General features: G+C 72.3%; 18 protein-coding genes. 7 read left to right on the forward strand and 11 right to left on the reverse strand.

Going from position 1 to position 17,927, the window contains the following annotated elements; all coding sequences use genetic code 11:
* The first annotated feature begins 1 nt into the window (after position 1).
* The 3 genes from narH to narI are packed head-to-tail and all read left to right on the forward strand — an operon-like array spanning position 2 to position 2,819.
* Positions 2-1,606, forward strand: coding sequence for a nitrate reductase subunit beta (gene narH, locus MQP27_RS08470; RefSeq protein WP_242763148.1), 1,605 nt, complete (start codon positions 2-4; stop codon positions 1,604-1,606).
* Positions 1,606-2,100 (forward strand): nitrate reductase molybdenum cofactor assembly chaperone, encoded by a 495-nt coding sequence (gene narJ / locus MQP27_RS08475; RefSeq protein WP_242763151.1) that lies wholly within the window; start codon positions 1,606-1,608, stop codon positions 2,098-2,100. The genes narH and narJ overlap by 1 nt, the downstream gene beginning before the upstream one ends.
* Positions 2,097-2,819, forward strand: coding sequence for a respiratory nitrate reductase subunit gamma (gene narI / locus MQP27_RS08480; protein ID WP_242763154.1), 723 nt, complete (start codon positions 2,097-2,099; stop codon positions 2,817-2,819). Before narJ ends, narI begins: the two co-directional genes overlap by 4 nt.
* Here the strand turns inward: narI and dnaK are convergent.
* From dnaK to MQP27_RS08510, 6 genes are all read right to left on the reverse strand, one after another.
* Positions 2,816-4,687 (reverse strand): molecular chaperone DnaK, encoded by a 1,872-nt coding sequence (dnaK, locus tag MQP27_RS08485; protein WP_242763157.1) that lies wholly within the window; start codon positions 4,685-4,687, stop codon positions 2,816-2,818. The genes narI and dnaK overlap by 4 nt on opposite strands.
* A gap of 148 nt (positions 4,688-4,835) precedes the next feature.
* A complete protein-coding gene (locus tag MQP27_RS08490) occupies positions 4,836-5,264 on the reverse strand; it encodes an OsmC family protein (RefSeq protein ID WP_242763160.1) in 429 nt (142 codons plus the stop codon).
* A 57-nt stretch (positions 5,265-5,321) separates the two neighbouring features.
* Entirely contained in the window at positions 5,322-7,055 is a 1,734-nt protein-coding gene (locus MQP27_RS08495) for a vWA domain-containing protein (protein ID WP_242763639.1), read from the reverse strand.
* A 65-nt stretch (positions 7,056-7,120) separates the two neighbouring features.
* The gene (locus tag MQP27_RS08500) at positions 7,121-8,182 is read right to left on the reverse strand and encodes an ATP-binding protein (RefSeq protein WP_242763163.1); all 1,062 of its coding nucleotides are present in this window, start codon (positions 8,180-8,182) and stop codon (positions 7,121-7,123) included.
* 79 nt (positions 8,183-8,261) lie between these two features.
* The gene (locus tag MQP27_RS08505; protein ID WP_242763166.1) at positions 8,262-10,304 is read right to left on the reverse strand and encodes an alkaline phosphatase family protein; all 2,043 of its coding nucleotides are present in this window, start codon (positions 10,302-10,304) and stop codon (positions 8,262-8,264) included.
* Between the two features lie 86 nt (positions 10,305-10,390).
* Entirely contained in the window at positions 10,391-10,798 is a 408-nt protein-coding gene (locus tag MQP27_RS08510) for a hypothetical protein (protein ID WP_242763169.1), read from the reverse strand.
* A gap of 84 nt (positions 10,799-10,882) precedes the next feature.
* Here MQP27_RS08510 and MQP27_RS08515 point away from each other — a divergent pair, with 84 nt between their 5' ends.
* Entirely contained in the window at positions 10,883-11,656 is a 774-nt protein-coding gene (locus MQP27_RS08515) for an MBL fold metallo-hydrolase (RefSeq protein WP_242763172.1), read from the forward strand.
* Complete coding sequence (locus MQP27_RS08520) at positions 11,653-12,270, forward strand: DedA family protein (protein WP_242763175.1); 618 nt, start codon at positions 11,653-11,655, stop codon at positions 12,268-12,270. The genes MQP27_RS08515 and MQP27_RS08520 overlap by 4 nt, the downstream gene beginning before the upstream one ends.
* Here the strand turns inward: MQP27_RS08520 and MQP27_RS08525 are convergent.
* From MQP27_RS08525 to MQP27_RS08545, 5 genes are all read right to left on the reverse strand, one after another.
* Positions 12,267-13,340, reverse strand: coding sequence for an MBL fold metallo-hydrolase (locus MQP27_RS08525; protein WP_242763177.1), 1,074 nt, complete (start codon positions 13,338-13,340; stop codon positions 12,267-12,269). The genes MQP27_RS08520 and MQP27_RS08525 overlap by 4 nt on opposite strands.
* Positions 13,337-14,584 (reverse strand): aminotransferase class I/II-fold pyridoxal phosphate-dependent enzyme, encoded by a 1,248-nt coding sequence (locus MQP27_RS08530; protein WP_242763179.1) that lies wholly within the window; start codon positions 14,582-14,584, stop codon positions 13,337-13,339. Before MQP27_RS08530 ends, MQP27_RS08525 begins: the two co-directional genes overlap by 4 nt.
* Before the next feature lie 167 nt (positions 14,585-14,751).
* On the reverse strand, positions 14,752-15,447 hold the full coding sequence (locus MQP27_RS08535) for a hypothetical protein (protein ID WP_242763182.1): 696 nt from the start codon (positions 15,445-15,447) through the stop codon (positions 14,752-14,754).
* A 144-nt stretch (positions 15,448-15,591) separates the two neighbouring features.
* Complete coding sequence (locus MQP27_RS08540; RefSeq protein ID WP_242763184.1) at positions 15,592-16,386, reverse strand: RNA polymerase sigma factor SigF; 795 nt, start codon at positions 16,384-16,386, stop codon at positions 15,592-15,594.
* A 212-nt stretch (positions 16,387-16,598) separates the two neighbouring features.
* Positions 16,599-16,754, reverse strand: a complete 156-nt coding sequence (locus MQP27_RS08545) for a hypothetical protein (protein WP_242763186.1) — start codon at positions 16,752-16,754, stop codon at positions 16,599-16,601.
* Positions 16,755-16,882: 128 nt separating this feature from the next.
* On the opposite strand from MQP27_RS08545, the gene MQP27_RS08550 reads away from it, so the two are divergent.
* On the forward strand, positions 16,883-17,275 hold the full coding sequence (locus MQP27_RS08550; protein ID WP_242763188.1) for a DUF2795 domain-containing protein: 393 nt from the start codon (positions 16,883-16,885) through the stop codon (positions 17,273-17,275).
* A complete protein-coding gene (locus tag MQP27_RS08555; RefSeq protein ID WP_242763190.1) occupies positions 17,272-17,925 on the forward strand; it encodes a diguanylate cyclase in 654 nt (217 codons plus the stop codon). The genes MQP27_RS08550 and MQP27_RS08555 overlap by 4 nt, the downstream gene beginning before the upstream one ends.
* The last annotated feature ends 2 nt before the right edge of the window (positions 17,926-17,927 follow it).

Below are 17,927 nucleotides of genomic sequence, written 5' to 3' on the forward strand. Positions count from 1 at the left end.
GATGCGAGTGATGGCTCAGATCGCGATGGTCATGAACCTCGACAAGTGCATCGGCTGCCACACCTGCTCGGTGACCTGCAAGCAGGCGTGGACCAACCGGCAGGGCATGGAGTACGTCTGGTTCAACAACGTCGAGACCCGCCCCGGCCAGGGCTATCCGCGCCGCTACGAGGACCAGGAGAAATGGCGCGGAGGCTGGGAGCTCAACAAGCGGGGCGCCCTGAAGCTCAAGGCGGGCGGCCGCCTGCACAAGCTCGCCGGGATCTTCTCCAATCCCAAACTGCCGGAGATCAAGGACTACTACGAGCCCTGGACCTACGACTACAAGAACCTCACCGACGCCCCGCTCGGCGACGACTACCCGGTCGCCCGCCCGATCTCCCAGCTCGACGGCAAGCCGATGAAGATCGAGTGGTCCTCGAACTGGGACGACAACCTCGCGGGCGCCCCCGCCTACGGCGACCTCGACCCCATCGTCGAGCGCACCCGCCAACAGGCCTCGGACAAGGTGAGGTTCGAGTTCGAGCAGACCTTCATGTTCTATCTGCCGCGCATCTGCGAGCACTGCCTCAACCCGGCCTGCGTGGCGTCGTGTCCGTCCGGCGCGATGTACAAGCGGGCCGAGGACGGCATCGTGCTGGTCGACCAGGACCACTGCCGGGGCTGGCGGATGTGCGTGACGGGATGCCCGTACAAGAAGGTGTACTTCAACCACAGCACCGGCAAGGCGGAGAAGTGCACCATGTGCTATCCGCGGGTCGAGGTGGGGCTGCCGACGGTCTGCTCGGAGACCTGTGTCGGGCGGCTGCGCTATCTCGGGGTCGTGCTGTACGACGCCGACAAGGTGGCCGCGGCGGCCTCCGTCCAGGACGAGAAGGCGCTGTACGAAGCCCAGTTGGGGGTGTTCCTCGACCCGGAGGACCGTGAGGTGCAGCGGGCGGCCGAGGCGGCGGGGATCCCGCACGACTGGGTGGAGGCGGCCCGCCGCTCGCCCGTGCACGCGCTGATCAGCAAGTACAGGGTGGCGCTTCCGCTGCATCCCGAGTACCGCACCATGCCGATGGTCTGGTACATCCCGCCGCTGTCGCCGGTGGTGGACGCGCTGACGGAGACGGGCCACGACGGCGAGGACGCCGGCAACCTCTTCGGGGCGATCGACACCCTCCGCATCCCCCTCGAATACCTGGCGGAGGTCTTCACCGCCGGTGACGCGGAGCCCGTGCGGGCCTCGCTGGAGAAGCTGGCCGCGATGCGGGCCCACATGCGCGCGATCAACCTCGGCGAGGAACCCGACGCCTCGGTCACCGACGCCGTCGGCATGAAGCCCGAGGAGATCGAGTCGATGTACCGGCTGCTGGCGATCGCCAAGTACGAGGACCGGTACGTGATTCCGACCGCGGCCGTCGGCGACGCACGACGCCTGGAGGAGTCCGCGCTGCCCGAGGGGTGCAGCCTCGACCACGAGGGCGGGCCCGGCATGGGCGGCGACGGACCCTTCGGCCAGGACTCGGGACGCAAGCACCTGCCGCTGGTGTCGGTGGAGAACTTCCACGGGCTGCGCAGACGGCAGACCTCCGACGACCCCGCCGACGCCGAGGAGGCCTGATGCCATCGGACGCCGTGCTGTACCAGGCTGCCGCGCTCTGTCTGACCTACCCCGACGAGGACTTCCGCGCCCGGCTGCCGCTGCTGCGCGAAGCCGCCCCGCAGCTGCGGGAGTTCGTCGACCATGCGGCCCTCACCCCGCCCCAGGAACTGGCCGCGCACTACGTCCAGGTCTTCGACTTCAAGAACCGGCACAGCCTCTACCTCAGCTGGTGGCAGGACGGCGACACCCGACGGCGCGGCATGTCGCTGCTCCGCTTCAAGGACGTGTACCGGGCCGCCGGGCTGGAGTTCAGCGGCGAGGAGCTCCCCGACTTCCTGCCCGCGGTACTGGAGTTCACGGCCCGCACGGGAGACACGGACCTGCTCACCGAACACCGCGCCGGCCTCGACCAACTCCGGTCCCGGCTCACCGACTTCGGCACGCCGTACGCGTCCGTGCTGGACGCCGTGTGCGCGGCGCTGCCGACCGCCCGTACGGGAGCACGCCCATGACCACACTCCTCTGGGGCGTCCTGCCGTACGTCGCCCTCGCGTTGCTGATCGCCGGCCTGGTCTGGCGCTACCGCTACGACAAGTACGGCTGGACGACCCGCTCGTCCCAGGTCTACGAGTCGAGGCTCCTCAACATCGCCTCCCCCGCCTTCCACTACGGCATCCTCTTCGTGCTGGCGGGCCACCTCGTGGGCCTGTTCGTCCCGATGTCCTGGACGGACAAGATCGGGATCAGCGAGCACACCTACCACCTGTTCTCGCTGTACGGCGGCACGGCGGCGGGTGTCCTCGCGGTCGCGGGCATCCTGCTGCTGGTGTACCGGCGCCGCACCAAGGCCCCGGTCTTCCGCGCGACCACGCTCAACGACAAGCTGATGTACGTCGTCCTGCTGGCCGCGATCGCGATGGGCATGATCGCCAAGCTGACCCATGCCTCCGGCGACGGCTACAACTACCGCGAGTCCATCGCCCCTTGGGCCCGCAGCCTGTTCACCCTCCAGCCGAAGACGGACCTGCTGGAGGGCGTGCCGGTCCTGTACCAGATCCACGCGGTGATCGGCATGGCCCTGATCGCCCTGGTCCCGTACACCCGCCTGGTCCACATGTTCAGCGCGCCGGTGCAGTACCTGTTCCGCCCGTACGTGGTGTACCGCAGCCGCGACCCCAGGCAACTGGGGCCGCGGCCGGAGCGGCGGGGCTGGGAGAAGACCGGGGCCTAGGCGGCGCCGCCCTTCGCGTCCCGGTCCTCGTCGACGATCTCCGCGTCGACCACGCCCTCCTCGTCCTGCGGTGAGGTGTGCTGCTCGGTGCCGGTGCCGGTGTCGGCCGTGGGCTGGTCGGCCTGCGCGTACATGGCCTGGCCCATCTTCTGGCTGACGGTGGCGAGTTTCTCGACGCCGGTGCGGAGTTCGTTCGTGTCCGCGTTCTGCTCCAGGAGGGTCTTCAGCTCCGAGGCCGCCGCCTCCACCTCCGTCCTGGTGTCCGCCGGCACGCGGTCCTCGTTGTCGCGGATGAACTTCTCGGTCTGGTAGACGAGTTGCTCGGCCTGGTTGCGGGTCTCGGCGGCCTCCCGGCGCTGCCGGTCCTCCTCGGCGTACTGCTCGGCCTCCCGCATCATGCGGTCGATGTCGTCCTTGGGCAGCGCGGAACCGCCGGTCACGGTCATCTTCTGCTCGCGCCCTGTCGCGAGGTCCTTCGCCGACACGTGCATGATGCCGTTCGCGTCGATGTCGAAGGCCACCTCGATCTGCGGCACCCCGCGCGGCGCGGGCGGCAGACCGGTCAGGTCGAAGACGCCCAACTTCTTGTTGTAGGCGGCGATCTCACGCTCACCCTGATACACCTGGATGCCGACGGAAGGCTGGTTGTCCGTCGCCGTCGTGAAGATCTCCGAACGCCGGGTCGGGATCGTCGTGTTGCGTTCGATGAGCTTCGTCATGATGCCGCCCTTGGTCTCGATGCCCAGGGACAGCGGGGTGACGTCGAGCAGCAGCACGTCCTTCACGTCACCGCGGATCACGCCCGCCTGGAGGGCCGCGCCGACGGCCACGACCTCGTCCGGGTTGACGCCCTTGTGCGGGTCCTTGCCGGTGAGCTCCTTGACCAGGTCGGTGACGGCCGGCATCCGCGTGGAGCCGCCGACGAGGATCACGTGGTCGACCGCCGAGAGCTTGATGCCGGCGTCCTTGACCGCCTGGTGGAAGGGGGTCTTGCAGCGGTCGAGGAGATCGGCGGTGAGCTCCTGGAACTGGGCCCGGGTCATCTTCTCGTCGAGGTGCAGCGGCCCCTCGGCGGAGGCGGTGATGTAGGGCAGGTTGATCGTCGTCTCCGAGGACGACGACAGCTCGATCTTGGCCTTCTCGGCACCCTCGCGCAGCCGCTGCAGGGCCATCTTGTCCTTGCCGAGGTCGATGCCGTACTGCCCCTGGAACTTCTTCACCAGGAACTCGACGATCCGCTGGTCCCAGTCGTCGCCGCCGAGATGTGTGTCGCCGTTGGTGGCCTTGACCTCGATGACACCGTCGCCGATCTCCAGCAGGGACACGTCGAAGGTGCCGCCGCCGAGGTCGAAGACCAGCACGGTCTGCTCCTCGCCGCGGTCGAGGCCGTAGGCGAGCGCGGCGGCCGTGGGCTCGTTGATGATCCTGAGCACCTTCAGGCCGGCGATCTCCCCGGCCTCCTTGGTCGCCTGCCGCTGCGAGTCGTCGAAGTACGCCGGTACGGTGATCACCGCGTCCGTGACGTCCTCGCCGAGGTAGGACTCGGCGTCCCGCTTCAGCTTCTGCAGCACCCGCGCGGACAGCTCCTGCGCCCGGTACCGGGTGCCGTCGATGTCCCCCTGGTCCGGGAAACGCCAGCCCGCGTCGCCCATGTGCCGCTTCACCGAGCGGGCCGTCCGCTCCACGTTCGTCACGGCCTGCCGCTTGGCGACCTCGCCGACCAGCACCTCCCCGTTCTTGGCGAAGGCCACGACCGACGGTGTGGTCCTGGCCCCCTCCGCATTGGCGACGACGGTGGGTTCGCCGCCCTCCAGCACGGCGACCACCGAGTTCGTGGTCCCGAGATCGATCCCGACCGCACGTGCCATCTCCGTCCCCTTCCGCCAGGGCACTTCCCAGACTCCAGCACAAAACTTGAGTGCGCTGTTGTCAATGCCGTGTACCCGGAAACGCGGATGCCGCGCACCCGAACGCGCGGTGCGCGGCATCAGGGGGTGTGCGCCCCCCCCCCGGGATTCAGGCCAGCTTGGCCGAGAGGGTGATCGTCGTGCCGGTCAGGGCCTGGCTGACCGGGCAGTTCTTCTTGGCGTCCTCGGCCGCGGCGACGAAGGTCTCCTCGTCGATGCCGGGGACCGTGCCCTCGACGGTGAGGTGGATGCCGGTGATGCCCTCACCCGGCTGGAAGTTCACGTCGGCCGAGGTGACGAGCTTGGTGGGCGGGGTGCCGGCGCCGTTCAGGGCGTGCGACAGGGCCATGGAGAAGCAGCTGGAGTGCGCGGCGGCGATCAGCTCCTCGGGGCTGGTCTTGCCGTTCGCCTCCTGGGAGCGCGAGGCCCAGGTGACCGGCTGCGCCGCGATGGCACCGGAGGAGTCGAAGTTGACGACACCGCTGCCCTCGATCAGGTTGCCTTCCCAGACGGTGTGTGCGGAGCGCGTGGTTGCCACGGTGTTTCCTTCCGAATGCTGGAGGTTCCTTGGGGTCCCATCCGATCACATTCCGGCTCAGCGCACCCGGAAGACCGGCCCACGCGCGGTGAACGGCAGCCTGGCCCCCTCCGGGATCAGATACGCGTGCTCGCGGCGGACCCGGAGCACGTCGCACCACCCGTCGGTGATCACGAGGACGGGCGCGCCCGGCGGGAAGTCGTCCGCGCGGTGCAGGAGGTCGACGCCGGGCTGCAGGACAGTCCCGCCGCGCCCGTGGACCCGTACCCGCCCGGCGATCTCGGTGACCGGCAGGTACCCGGCGTCGCGCGGTGCCGCGTCGCAGAAGACCACGCGCGCGGCCGGTACGTCGCGTGCCTCGGCGTAGGAGGCGATGGCGCCCAGCGCCTTGCCGAGCAGGGTGTGGCCCATGGAGCCGGAGGTGTCCAGGACGACGCCGAAGGTGCAGCGGGCGATCTCCTCGGGCGGGGACCAGCGGCCCGCGCGCGGGATGTCCGGCGTGGCGGACTGGCGGCGCGAGGGACGCGCGTACGTCCGTACCGGCTGCGGGCTGGGCACGAACTCGTCGAACCAGCGGGCGAGTTGGGCGTCCCAGGGCAGCGGCGGGTGGCTGAGCGCGCGGATCTCCTCGACCAGGCCGCCCGGCAGGAAGCCGCGCTCCTGCCCCTGGTGCAGTTCCAGGCCCTGGCACAGGCCCCGCCGGTAGAACTCGTCGAGGTCGACGTAGTCCCCGGGCGGCCCCAGCGGGAAGCCGAGCACGTCGCCGACGCCCTTGCCGCGCAGGGTGGCCAGCCGGCGCATCCGGCGCAGGTCGCCGGCGATGCGGTCGTAGACCTCCTCGGAGGAGAGGCCGGCGAGCCCGGGGTCGTACAGAAGACCCTCCGGCATGGTGCCGACCCGCATCTCGTTCAGCCAGCCGTTGATGACGTAGTCGCAGGCGATGTTGAAGAGGTAGGGGTCGCGGGTGCCGCAGCGGTCGCCGTGGCGCAGGGCGGCGTGCAGCATCTCGTGGGCGAGGATGAACCGCCACTCCTCGTCGTCGAAGGTCCGCAGCGGGTTGATGTAGATCTCGCCGGCCTCGGCGTTCACCGCGGCCACGGAGATGCCGTGCGCGCGGGCCAGTTCGGCGTCGGCGACGAGCGTGATGCCGGCCGCGATGCCGCCGAGCAGCGGGTAGGAGGAGATGAACCAGCTCAGCGCCTTCTGCCAGGGCCGCTGCGGGGCGAGTTGGCCGCTGAGCGAGTCCCGTCGCCCGCCCGCCATGTCCATCGCCGCGGACACGGTCCGGGTCAGCGCGGCGGCGAACGCGAGCTGGTGGTCCGGGGGTCCGCCGTACCAGCCGTTCCAGCGCAGGAGCCGCTGGTCGGGTTCCGCGCCCGCCGTGCCGCAGTGCTCGTAGACGGGCGGGAGGCCGTCGCGCCGCCAGCGCGCGGCGAGTTGCTCCTCGTCGCCGTCGGGGTAGGAGGCGGGGAGGTGCTCGGGGGTCTCGCCGATGGTGAAATTGAGCAGGAAGCGGTTGACGACGACGCAGCGGGCGGCGAGGTCGTAGCGGTCCGGCTGGGTGCGCTCGCCCTTCGCCGCCGGGACGTGCCCGAAGCCCAGGTGCAGGACGGCATGCGCCAACGCCCAGGCCCAGGCGGCCGGTTCGGCGAGCCGGCTGGGGTGGACGTGCAGGTCGGCGTCGGAGTCGACGACCACGAGTCCGTCGCGCGGCGCGTACTCGCACTCCTCGTGCCGGCAGACGGAGAACTCCACCGCCGCCAGGGCCGGGTTGGCCTTCACCAGCCGCATGCCCTCGGCGAACGCCTCCGCCGCCAGGTCCCGTTTCTTCTCCCCCTTGCCCTTGCTTCGGCCGCTCACCGCCGCGCCTCCACCAGCCGGGGCATGTCCCGGGCGGCCTCGATCAGGAACCACGACGGCAGTACGGGATTGCCCTCGGCGTCGGAGGCGATCACGGTCTGGGCCACCTCGACGGAGATCTCGGCGAGTTGGACCAGCAGCGACTTCGCGCGGTAGGCGGTCTGCCGGCCGCCCGCCGACATGTGCTCCTTGCTGACCGGGAGTTCCTTGACCAGGCGGCCGCGGAAGGACTCGGCGAGGTAGTAGAGCAGGTCGCGGTCCTCCGGGCGGTTGGGCCAGCGGGCGTCGCCCTTGATGATCGCCTCGATGCCGAACCGGCTGCGCACGATCTTGACGTAGCCGCAGAACGCGGTGGCGTGCCGGGGCGTCAGCGTGCCGTGCGCGAGGACCTTCAGCGTCTCCTCGTCGAGGTCGCGGCCGAAGGAGTGCAGCGCGTCGGAGAGCATGTGCCAGGAGCGGGGCGTGGAGAAGGGCTCCTCGGTCTTGGGCGGCTTGGACCACAGGTGGTCGGGGCGGTCGGTGAGGTGGTCGAGGATCCAGGGGTGGATGTCGTTGTTCGCGGCCCAGGTCAGCCAGTCCTTGGCGGAGGCCTCCAGGTGGACGTGGGCGAGGCGGTTGACGAGGGCGGAGGCGATGGGGCGGGCGAGCGCGTTGTCGGTGGCGCGGTTGCCGGCGCCGATGACGATGGAGCCCTTGGGCAGCTCGTAGTTGCCGATACGGCGGTCGAGGATCAGCGAGTAGAAGGCCTTCTGCACATCCGGCGTGGCCGCGTTCAGCTCGTCCAGGAACAGGCAGTACGGCTCGTCCCGGGCGATCGCCTCCGGCGGGCAGAACACCGACCGCCCGTCACGGATCTGCGGGACGCCGATGAGGTCCTCGGGGGCGAGCTGAGTACCGAGCAGACTCACGCACTCCAGCCCCAGGGACTCCGCGAACTCCCTCACCAGGGAGGACTTTCCGATGCCGGGGGCGCCCCAGATGAAGACCGGCCGCACGGTGGCGAGGCCGAGAAGCAGTTCGGGGACGCGGGCGGGAGTGACGCTGACGGCAGCCTGCAAGAAGCGGCTCCTTCGGGGTGTTCGAGAGGTTTGCGACTCGAACAGTGTGTGCGTACGTCCCCGTCGGCGCAGCCGATTTTCAGGCGGCCCGGTTCCGCGCGAGCGGCACCTGTGGCCCGTCCGTCTCGCGCAGCCACCGCCGCAGCACACGGTGGACCTGCTCCGCCCCGACCAGTTCCCGCCCCTCCTCGACCGGCTCGGAGAACACCACCGGCGACAGCAGGAACGGCCTGCCCTGCGCCCCGCCGAGCCCCCCGTGCGAGCCGATCTGCTCCTCGAAGGCCAGCACCTCGCCGTCGGCGGGATCGTGGAAGGAGTTGACCATGATGTCGGCCGTGTGCGGGAACGAGTGCGTGCGCCGCACCGCGTCCGCGGCACCCGGCCCGAACGCCTCCAACGGCCCCGTCTTGTCGTCGAGTTCGGCGACCGGGGTCTCCGCGCCGTACGCGCCGAGCACCACCCCGCCGTGCTCCTCGCTGCGGACGAGCAGGAAGCCGATCCCGGGATGGTTGGCCAGCGTCGTCAGCAGCGCCGGATGGCGGGCGTCGATCTCCTCCTTGCTCATCCGGTGCGGCACGTCCGGGAAGGACACCAGGCCGAGGTTGCCCGAGGCCAGCACCATCGGCTCGGACCGGCGCCCGGCGGGGCGCTTCTCCTCGACCGGCCGCCGCAGCGCCGCCCGCACCGCGGCCCGCGCCTCGGCACCGCTGTGCGTGCGCTGCGCCTTGCGCGGCACGGGCAGCCCGCAGCCGGCCCGCACCAGCTCGCCGAGGCCGAGCCCGTAGCGGGCGCGGAAGGTCTCGCCGGGGCTCTGCCCGTGGTCGGAGAGGACGACGATCCGGTACGGCCGCGGCGCGTGCTCGGCGACGTTCACGATCAGCGCGAGCGAGCGGTCGAGGCGCTCCAGGACCTTCTCGGCGTCCCGGCTCGTCGGCCCGGAGTGGTGTGCCACCTCGTCGTACGCGACCAGGTCGGCGTAGACGGCGGTGCGCCCGGCGAGCATGTCGCCCATCACGGCGGCGACCACGACGTCCCGTTCGACGACGGTCGCGAAGGCGCGGACGAAGGGGTAGAGGCCGCCGCGGGAGACGCGCGGGCGCTGCTTCCTGATCAGGGCGCGGGTTGACTGGCCCATCTCCCGGCCGACCTCCGCGAAGAAGGACATGGCGGTCCGGACGGCGTTGGCGGGGTCGGAGAAGTAGGCGAAGTAACCGGCTCGGGAGCGGTTCTCGCGGCCGCGGCGGCGCGTGGCGATGGACAGCACGAGGGCCTGTTCGTCGGCGCCGCCGCTGAAGAGGTTGCCGCGGCTGGCGCCGTCGACGGTGAGCAGCCCGCCGTCCCCGGTGAACTCGACGGCCCGGCGCTGGAGTTCGGCCGCGCTGGTGGGCCGGTTGCAGACCATCACCTCGCGGCTGTCCTTGTCGTACCAGCGGAAGGCGGGCACGTCGTGGTTGGTGCCGTGCAGGATGCCGAGCTGGCTGGCGCCGGTCTGGCTGGACCAGTCGGTGCGCCAGGGGGTGAGCCGGTGGGTGCCGTTCTCCAGGAACCGGGCGACGGTGGGCATCAGGCCCTTGCCGACGGCGGCCAGCAGGACGTCGTGGCCGACGCCGTCGAGCTGGAGGAAGACGGTGCCGGGGGTGGAGGGGCCGGCCGGCAGGCGTCTGCGGCGGCGGTCGGCGAGACGGTAGAGACGGCGGCGGTAGGCGTCGTCGTCACGCACGGCCAGCGCGCCGCCCGTGGCGGAGGCGACGGCGGACATCACGGCGGCGACGACCACGGCGGTCTCGGGGGCGGCCTCGGCGCTGCTGGCCGGGTTGAGGCGCAGGGCCACCAGCAGCAGGGAGCCGTTGAGGACGAAGACGAGCAGGCCCAGCACGAGCGCGGGCACGAGCAGCAGCAGCCGTACGAGCAGCGGCCAGACGAGGGCCGACAGCACACCGAAGGCGCCGGCTCCGAAGGCGGCCGTGACGGCGATGTGGGTGGCGCTCTCGCCGTCGGGCGACTGCAGCCTGAAGTCGGGGAGGATCCCCGCGAGCACGAGCATGGTGACCGTGGAGACGGCCCACACGGTAACGCTCCGCCCCACCTGACTGACGACCCGCCGCCAACGCCCGCCACGCACGCCCGCACACCTCACGTCCCGGCCCGTCGTCGCTGCGGGCCCGGACCAAGCCTGTCATACGAGGTTCCGCGGGGGTCCTCGGTGCGCTACCGCCCGTCGTAGCCGGCCGTCGGCATCGACAGCCTCCGGTGCACCCGGGCCTTCATCTGGGCGTCGTAGCACGGCTCCTCGAAGCCCACGGTCTCCACCCGCACCCCGCGCCGCGCGCACTCCGCGGTGAACTCCTCCACGGACGACAGCGCGCTCTCCAGGACCCGTCGGCTGGGGGCGACGAAGAGGTCGAGGCCCGGCCGGACGCCGTCCCACAGGACGCTGTGGTCGGCCCGCAGCCCTCGTACCAGAAGCTCCCGGGCCACGATGTACCCGCGCTCCGCGGCCCATCGCGCGCACATCGCGTGCTGGCTGCGGGAATCGACCAGGAAGGGATCGGCGTCCAGCTCCTCGAGCGGCGTCAGACTGGCGATCGCCGTGACGCGCACGCGCATCGGTCCCATGGCGTCCCCCTCACCTCCGGGTTTCGCCGCCGACCCTACTCCAGCCCGTAGGCTTCGGGGAGTCGCGCGAAGGAGGCAAAGAAGGTGCCGGTGGAGATCACCTGGTGGGGTCACGCGACCTGCGCGGTCACGGATTCGGACGTACGTGTGATCACGGATCCGCTGTTCGCCCGCCGCCTCGCCCACCTGCGCCGCCGCCGGGGCGCGCTCCCGCCGCCCGGCGCGGTGCGCGCGGACCTCGCGCTGGTCTCGCATCTGCACGCCGACCACCTGCACGTTCCCTCGCTGGAGCGGCTCGCGGAGGGCACGCGCCTGCTGGTGCCCCGCGGCGCACTCCGCGCGGTACCGGCGCTGCGCCGGCTCGGCCATCTCACCGTGACCGAGGTGAGTGCCGGGGACGAGGTGGCGGTCGGCGATCTCGTCGTACGGGCGGTGCCCGCGCGGCACGACGGGCGGCGGCTGCCGGTCGGCCCGCACCGCGCACCCGCTCTCGGTTACGTGGTCGAGGGCGAGGCCAGGACGTACTTCGCCGGGGACACCGGGCTGTTCGACGAGATGGCCGAGGAGGTCGGGCCGGTCGACGTGGCGTTGCTGCCGGTCGGCGGCTGGGGGCCGCATCTCGGGGAGGGGCATCTGGACGCGGGGCGGGCGGCACAGGCGCTGGCCCGGCTGGCACCGCGCAGCGCGGTGCCGGTGCACTACGGCACGTACTGGCCGATCGGGATGGACGCCGTGCGCCCCCATGAATTCCACGCGCCCGGCGACGAGTTCGTGCGCCTGGCGGCGGAGCGCGCGCCGGCGGTCGCGGTGCACCGGCTCGGGCACGGGGAGAGCGTGCGGCTGGAGGTCGCGAGGTGAGCTGGCTCGCGGCCACCGCGTCGCCGGAGTCCACACAGCAGGCGATCGGGTATCCGTCGCTCTTCCTGCTGGTCTTCTTCGGGGCGCTGGTGCCGGTGATCCCGACGGGGGCGCTGGTGAGTACGGCGGCGGTGGTGGCCTTTCACCAGACCTCGCCGTTCTCGCTGCTGCTGGTGTTCGTGACGGGGTCGCTGGCCGCGTTCCTCGGGGACGGGGTGCTGTACTGGCTGGGGCGTCGGGGCATGGGCTCCAAGAACGGCTCGCGCTGGCTGGAGGCGATCCGCTCGCGGGCCCCCGAGGACAAGCTGGCGCAGGCGCAGGAGAAGCTGGCCGAGCACGGGGTGACGGTGCTGGTGCTGTCGCGGCTGGTGCCGGCCGGGCGGATCCCGGTGATGCTGGCCTGCCTGATGGCACGCTGGCCGTTGCGGCGCTTCGCCCGGGGAAACCTTCCGGCGTGCCTGGCCTGGGCGGCGACGTACCAGGTGATCGGGATCCTGGGCGGTTCGCTGTTCAAGGAGCCCTGGGAGGGTGTGGTCGCGGCGATCGCGCTGACCGTGGCGATCAGCGCGATGCCGAGCCTGTGGCGGCGGATCCGCCGTACGACCACCGCCTAGTCCAGTACCCGTGAACCTCCCACCGGCAGGTCCCACAGGTCGGCACGGTCCAGGCCCGCCTTCTCCCAGGCGGCACGCGCGCGGGTGAGCGGTTCCAGGACCGGCTCCGCCGACAGGACGAACGTGCCCCAGTGCATCGGCGCCATCCTGCGCGCCCCCAGGTCCTGCGCGGCCCGCACCGCCTCCTCGGGGTCGCAGTGGACGTCGCTGAGCCACCAGCGGGGGTCGTACGCGCCGATGGGGAGGATCGCCAGGTCGATGCCCGGGTAGCGGTCGCCGATACGGGAGAACCAGTGGCCGTAGCCCGTGTCGCCCGCGAAGTACACGCGTCGGCCGTCGGGCGCCGTCAGCACCCAGCCGCCCCAGAGGCTGTGGCAGGTGTCGGTGAGGGTGCGCTTGGACCAGTGGTGGGCGGGGACGAAGTCGAAGCGCACTCCGTTCAGTTCGGCCGCCTCCCACCAGTCCAGCTCCGTGACGACGGTGAAGCGCCGGCGGCGGAACCAGGCGCCGAGTCCGGCCGGCACGAACACCGGGGTGTCGCGCGGGAGTCGGCGCAGGGTGGGGGCGTCGAGGTGGTCGTAGTGGTTGTGGCTGATGACGACCGCGTCGACCTGGTGCAGGGACTCCCAGGGCACGCCCACCGGGGTGATGCGGGCCGGGGTGCCGAGGATGCGGCGGGACCAGACCGGGTCGGTGAGGACGGTCAGGCCGCCGACGCTGACGATCCAACTGGCGTGTCCCGCCCAGGAGACGGCGACCGTGCGGGCGTCGACGCGGGGCAGCGGGGCGGGGGCGAAGGGGATCCGGGGGACGTCGGCGAGGCCCTCGCGGCCGGGACGGATCGAGCCCTCCCGGGCGAACCTGGCCATGGCCTTCAGATTGGGCAGCGGGGCGGTCAGCCGGTCGTGGAACGTCCGCGGCCACACCCGGCGCTCGCCCAGCGGCCGGGGTTCGGCGAGCGGCGAAAACGGCGGCGCGAACGGGCCTGAGGACGCCGGGACGTCGGCTTCCTCCGTGGTCGTACTCGTACTCGTGCTCGTGGTGGTGGTCGACTCGGACTGCTGCGTCATCGAGGAGGCTCCCATCGCTGAGCGTCGTCGCGTAGATCGTCGAAGACCGACTTCACATGGTTCAACGCGCGTTGCACGTGTGGCAGTTCCAACGTCACGGGTGACCTGAGGCATTCCGCGCGCTCCTCGTCGGTCCGGCCCAGCAGCGGGCCGGTGGACAGGCGGACGCGCAGCGCGCCGAGTTCGTCGCCGAAGCGGTGGCCGCCGGGCGCGGGCATGCCGAGCCGGGCGGCGAGGAAGTCCTCCAGTTCCTGGGCGTCGCCGACGCCGTGGGCGGTGAGGGCGGCCCGCAGCGGCCCGAGGTCGGCGTAGAGGTGGCGGCCGGCCTGCGGGGGCCGGGAGAGGGTCCCCGCGCCGACGACCGCGGCGTGCAGGGCGGCCGCCACGCGCGCGTGCAGGCGTACGGCGGCGGCCACGCGCGCGGTGACCGGCTCGGGCTCCTCCAGCGCGTACGCGGCGGGCGCGGCGACGGGCCCGGCGATACGGGCGCCGAACGCGGTGAGCACGTCGAGCACACGCGCGTGCAGGCCGCGGCCGTCCTCGTCCGCGGGGAAGCGGGCCACGGCCGCGGGCCAGCCGGGCGGCAGCAGCGCGCCGGCCAGGTCGGTGACGACGGTGACCCGGTCGGGCAGCATCTCGGCGGGGCTGACCAGCACGGTGTCGTGCGGGGCGTGCAGGGTGTCGCGCCAGGTCTCGTCGCTGACCAGGTGCAGCCCCTCCCCCGCGGCGGCCTCCACGCACGCGTGCAGCACCTCGGGCGGGGCGACGGTGGCGGTGGGGTCGTCGGCGACGGACAGCACCAGCAGCCGCGGGTCACCGCCCTCGGCACGCACCCGGCGCACGGTCTCCAGGAGCGCGTACGGATCCGGCACGCCCCCGCTCTCGGCGGACGTGGCGACATGGAAGACGGGTCTGCCCAACAGGCGTGCGTACGGCGCCCACCAGGCCGCGCAGGGCCGGGGCACCAGGACGTCGCCGCCGAGGGCCGCGGTCAGCGCGAGCAGCAGCGCGGGGGCGCCGGGGCCGGCGGCCACCCGGTCGGGCTCGGCGGCGAGGCCGCGCCGGTCCCAGTAGCCGCAGGCGGCCTCGATGAGCGCGGGTCCGCCGCCGATCGGCTCCCCTTCGGCGCGGGCGGCGGCAGCGGCGAGCACGGCGGTCAGCTCGGGCAGTACGGGCAGGCCGTCCTCGGGCGGCGAGGGCCCGTAGCGGACGGAGCCGTGGCCTTCCGCGTCCGTCCGCGGCATCGCTACCTCCGTCGTGGACTGCCTGCCGCGCCTTGCCGTCGGCGATCGCGCCGGTTTTCGCACGGTGGGGTGGGGGTCGTACTCCTGCGCACTGAGTACCCCGTGAGGCGCCGCCCCATGGGGGGCCGCCCGGGTTGCGCCCGTCACACGTGCGGCCGTTCACGGGGTCAGCCGTCGGTGGTGAAGCCGCGTCGGCGCAGCCGGTGGGCGGCGGCGCCGAGCGCGCCCGCGATGAGTACGCCGCCGCCGACCAGGGCGGGCACGGAGTCGGTGAAGGTGCCGCCCTCACCGGCCCGCACACCGCGCTGGATCACGGCGGCGTCGCAGGGTTCGGTGCGGGGTTCGGTGCGCGCTTCGGCGCACTGACGTCCGTCACCACCGCAGGGGTCGGTGCGGGGTTCGGCGCACGGCCGGCCGTCACCCCCGCCGGCTCGGTCCACCTGGAACGTGGCGCTCCATGCCTTGCCGGCCTTGTCCTGTCCGCCGGGTGCGGCCGGGCAGGTGCCGTCGACGGTCCACGCGGAGTCCCGGGTGACGGCGTTCGGGCCGTCGGCCTCGAAGTCGGCGGCGGGGGCGATGCGGGCGGTGCCGCGGTAGGCGGCGCCGGAGGTCTCGTCGTCGTTGCCGGGGACCCGCTGGAGCTGGACGGTGCCCTCGTCGAAGGCCTGCGAGGAGGCGTCGAGAGTGGCGGGCGCCTGGCCGCCGGCGGTGTCGCAGGTGACCGAGACGGTGACGCTGCCGCCGGGCCGGACGGTGCTCGGGCTGACCTCCGCGGCCGGGTCCGCGAGGGCGGCGCCGGCGGTGATGCCGACCGTGGCACCGGCCAGGGCCGCGGCGGACAGGACACGGGCGGTGCGGCGCATGGTGCGGGCTCCTTCGAGCGACGACTGCGGTCGGGACACGGACGCCGCGTCCCGAACCCATCACAGCCCGCCCGCGGGCGCCCCGCGCGCGGCCGGACCCCATTCGCGGGACGCGAGGGGCCGACCGGGTGACTGTCGGCGGCCCTACGCCGCGTCCCTCATCACCTGCTCGCGCACCCGTCCGCAGCAGCGGCTGATCAGGCGGGACACGTGCATCTGCGAGATGCCCAACTGCTCGGCGATCCGGCTCTGTGTCATGTCGCCGAAGAACCGCATGTACAGGATCGCCCGCTCGCGTTCCGGCAGGGCGGCCAGCCGGGGTGCGACGGCCTCGCGGTCGACGACGGTGTCCAGCGCGGGGTCGGCCGAGCCGAGGGCGTCGCTGAGCGAGTAGCCGTCCTCGCTGCCGGGCAGCTCCGCGTCGAGCGAGAGCGCGGTGAAGCTCTCCAGCGCCTCCAGGCCGACCTGTACGTCCTCCTCGCTCATGCCCGCGTGCTCGGCGATCTCGGCGACGGTGGGCCTGCGCCCGGAGATGGTCTGGGAGAGGTCCTGGGTGGCGAACCGGACACGGTTGCGCAGGTCCTGGACCCGGCGCGGGACGTGCAGGGTCCACATGTGGTCGCGGAAGTGGCGCTTGATCTCGCCGGTGATGGTGGGCACGGCGTAGCTCTCGAAGGCGTTGCCGCGCTCGGGGTCGTACCGGTCGACGGCCTTGACGAGGCCGAGGGCCGCGACCTGGCGCAGGTCCTCGTAGTTCTCGCCGCGGCTGCGGAACCGTCCCGCGAGCCGTTCGGACATCGGCAGCCAGGCCTCCACGACCTGCTCGCGCAGCGTGTCGCGCTGCTGCCCCGGGGGGAGCGTGGCGAGCCTGCGGAAGGCCTCGGCGGTGTCGGGGGCGTCGTCGTGCGGGTGGTGCTTCGCGCTCACTCGTGTGGGCATGTGCGTCGCAACTCCCTTGATGGTGCTCTGGGTTGGACGGTCACCGTGGGAGTGGGACGCGCTTTTGGGACAGGCGCGGCCGGGGCGGCTCGAAGCCGTTCCCACGGACGTGCCTCCTGTCCGAAGCACTGCCCTTGCGCCTGCCCCGGCAGGTCCCCTGCAAACACCGGTGCCTCGCCGCCCGACCGCCGTGCGCGGCTGCGAAGACCTGTTCAGTGCGGGGCTGGGCTGCCGCGCGCATGCCTGCCGGAGGGGGTCACCGGGCTCGGCTCGGCCTCCTTCGGCGGCAGCAGAAGCTCCTCGTAACGGCCCAGTGCCAGCACCACGCCGAGCATGAGGAGCGGGATGAGCACAGTGAGGAGCACCATGGCCGTTCCCTCTCCGGGATGGGCGTGGGGGGCGACGTCCGGGTCTCCCGGCGTTCCGGGCGCAAACCCGTGTCGGCCTCCGGTCTTCGGGTACGCGGTGGTCCACCCCCGAGGTTCTGGAGGGAGCCATGCAGCGAGGAAGCGACCGGCTGAGCGTCCATCGCGACGAGGAGATGAAGCACGAACTGCAGGGTCTGCTGCGGTCCGGGCATCCGACCCGGACCGAGGAGTGGCACGACCCCGAGCCCACCGCCGACGACGACCCGGAGGTCGCGGGCGGCCCCGTCGCCCCCGGCCGTTCGCCGGCGTCCCTGTCGGCGGTCCGTACGGAACTGGCCCGCCATCTGAGCCGCCACACCTTCCCCGCGGGTCCCCGTGAGCTCGCCGGCGCCCTGCGCCACGCGTACGCCCCCGACGCCCTGGTGCAACCCGTGGAGCGGCTGCCGCGCGCGGCCCGCTACACCACGGTCCAGGAACTGGCCGAGGCCCTGGTACGCGCCGCCGGCGGGGGCACCGGGTGAGCCGGGACCAGGCCGCCGAGATCAGCGCCACCGGCGTCGGTGTCGACGTCGGTGACGTGACCACCCGCTATCTCCTGTACGGGCTGCTGCCCAGCTGGTTCGTGCCCGGTCTCGCCGACTGGGTGATGCACCGGCGCACCCGCATCGAGGAGACGGCGGGCACCAAGGAGTCATTGATCCACTCGCTCATGATGGCCGAGGTCGGCATCCCCATCGCGCTCACCCTGCGCTACGAGGTCAACCCGCTGCTGCTGAGCGTGCAGCTGGGCGGCGCCGCGGTGCACGAGGCGACCGCGCTGTGGGACGTACGGACGGCGGTGGAGAGCGACCGCGAGGTCAAGCCGCTGGAGCAGCACATCCACAGCTTCCTGGAGTCGCTGCCGTTCGGCGCGCTGGCCGCGCTGATGTGCCTGCACGCCGACCAGGTGAAGGCGCTGCTGCGCGGGGGCCGGGGACAGCCGGACGCGTGGCGGCTGGTGCCCCGGCGCCGCCCGCTGTCGCCCGGCTATGTGGCGGGCATCGCGGCCGCCGTCGGCGGCTGTGTGCTGCTTCCGTACGGGGAGGAGCTGCTGCGCTGTGTGCGCACGGCCCGCCGCGACCGCAAACGTGCCGATGACCGAGCGAAGTGGCTTGCCAGGAAAGGACGTTGAAC

The sequence above is a fragment of the Streptomyces cylindrosporus genome (assembly GCF_022698165.1).
Classification (GTDB): Bacteria; Actinomycetota; Actinomycetes; order Streptomycetales; family Streptomycetaceae; genus Streptomyces; species Streptomyces cylindrosporus.